The 2,176-nt window shown below is 77.2% G+C and carries 1 protein-coding gene; it reads left to right on the plus strand.

Translation table 11 applies throughout. The features are described 5' to 3' along the window. Nucleotides 1–132: 132 nt before the first annotated feature. Nucleotides 133–2,176, plus strand: a 2,044-nt coding sequence (locus PV350_RS46220) for an FUSC family protein (RefSeq protein WP_500339264.1), incomplete at its 3' end; no start/stop codon positions are given.

Consider the following 2,176-nt stretch of genomic DNA (forward strand, 5'->3'; position numbering starts at 1 on the left):
GGCGGCACGGGCGGCACGGTGGCCCGGCGTGCTGGGGCGGTCATGGCGGTCTGCCTCCTGGGACTCGCCGGAACGGATCTTGCGCTGCGCTTACCCGGCCCTCCTCGTCCTACCCGTCCTATCCTCAGCCTCATGACCTGGTTGCGCGCCCTGCGCCGCAGCGCCCGCGAAGGGCTGCGGATCGAGCGCGCCGGGCTGGAACCGCTCGTCGCGCTGCGCGCCGCCGCGGGCGTCGCCGTCGTCATCGGCCTCTCGCTGTGGCTGGCCGGCCCCTCGGTGGCCGCGTCCTCGGCCTTCGGCGCCTTCGCCTCCGGCATGGCCACCTTCCAGCGCAGCTGGCGGCCCCGGCCGGTGCTGGCGCTGGTCGCCGGTACCGGCCTCGCCGTCAGCACCTTCCTGGGCTACCTGGCGGGGGCGCACTGGTGGGTGTTCGTGGTGCTGCTGGCGGTCTGGGCGTTCCTGGCGGGCATGGCCTGGGCGCTGGGGCCCACCGCGGGCATCGTCTCGTCCCTCACCGTCGCCGTCATGCTGGTCGTGATCACCCTGCCGACCTCCGTGCTGGGCGCCTTCGGCCACGCGCTGGTCATCGCGGCGGGCGGGGTCGTGCAGGCGGGGCTGATCGTGCTGTTCCCGGTGCGCCGCTGGGGCCGGCAGCGCGACGCGCTGGCCGACGCCTTCGCGGCGGAGGCGGACTACGCACGCCGGCTGCGGCACGACCCGGTGGCACCGTTCGACCCCCAGCCGCTGATGACCGCGCGCAACGCCGCCGTCATCACCGACCGGCAGGCGCGGCGGCGCCCGGCCGCGCTGCGCGGCAAACGGGTGCTGGCCGAGCGCATCCGTCCCGTGCTGGCCTCGCTCGCCGATCCCGCGGTCGGCGCCGCCGCCGAGGGTCCGGAGCGCGACCGGGCCCGCGAGCTGCTGGCCGCGGCGGCCTCCGTGCTGGACGCGGTGGCGCGCGCGGTACGGGAGGCCCAGCCGGTGCGCGTACCGCCGGAGGCGGACTCCGTGGTGCTCGTCGACCCCGTCCCGGAGGAGCGGCTGACCGGGCCCGCCCGGCGCACCGCGCTGCGGCTCGTCGCGCTGCTCAGCGAGGCGGTCTCCTCCGCCACCGGCCGCGGCGGCTCGGTGAGCAGCGACACCGCCCACCTGTGTCGCCCCAGCGTGGCCGAACTCCTGCCGCTCGCCACGCGCACCGTACGGCGCGAGGCCCGTTTCGACTCGCCCGTCTTCCGGCACGCCGTCCGGCTGGCCGCCGTCACCCCCGCGGGCTACGCCCTGGGCGTGGCCCTGCCGCTCGGGCACGGCTACTGGGCGCCCCTGACCTCGGTGCTGGTGATGCGGCCCGACTTCTCCCAGACGTACGGCCGCAGCGTGGCCCGCTTCATCGGCACCCTCGCGGGCGTCACCGTGGCGACCGCCGTGATGCAGTCCTTCGCCCCGGGGCCCTACCCCTGCGCCGTGCTGGCCGTGGTGTCGGTCGCCCTGATGTACGGCCTCCTGCGCACCGGCTACCTGGTCTCCCAGGTGGCCGCGTCGGCGTACGTGGTCTTCCTGCTCGGCATGGCCGGCTCCAGCTGGACGCAGACGGTGCCCGACCGCGTGCTCCTCACGCTGCTCGGCGGGATGCTGGCGATGGCCGCGTACGCGCTCTTCCCGGCCTGGGAGACCCCCCGGCTGCGGAACCGGCTGGCCGACCGCATCAAGGCCACCGGGCGGTACGCCGCCGCCGCGATGGAGGCCCATGCCGCCCCCGCCCGGGGACGGCGCGAGGAGGTGCGCGCGGCCCTGCTGGACGCCCGCGCGGCCGCGCTCGCCTGGGACCAGGCGGTCGCCCGCGCCGACGCCGAACCCGTGCGCGGCCGCGGCCTGTCCCGCCGCACCGCCGACGGTGCCGACGCGGCCCTGTCGGCCATGGGCCGCGTCCCCATGCTCATGGAGGCCCACCTCCCGGCCCCCGACGCCGACCCGGTCCCGGACGCAGCCCCCTTCGCCCTGCACCTGCGCACGGCCACCGCGGACGCCGCCACCGCCGTCCGCGAACGGCGCCCCCCGGACTTCGCCCCCGTCCGCGCCACGCTCGACGCATGGCCCCCCTCCGACGCCGACCGCATCGTCCGCCGCAGCGCCGAACTGCTCATGGAAACCCTCGACGACCTCGAAACCGCCCTCCGCC

Source organism: Streptomyces sp. PA03-6a, from assembly GCF_033792765.1.
Lineage (GTDB): Bacteria > Actinomycetota > Actinomycetes > Streptomycetales > Streptomycetaceae > Actinacidiphila.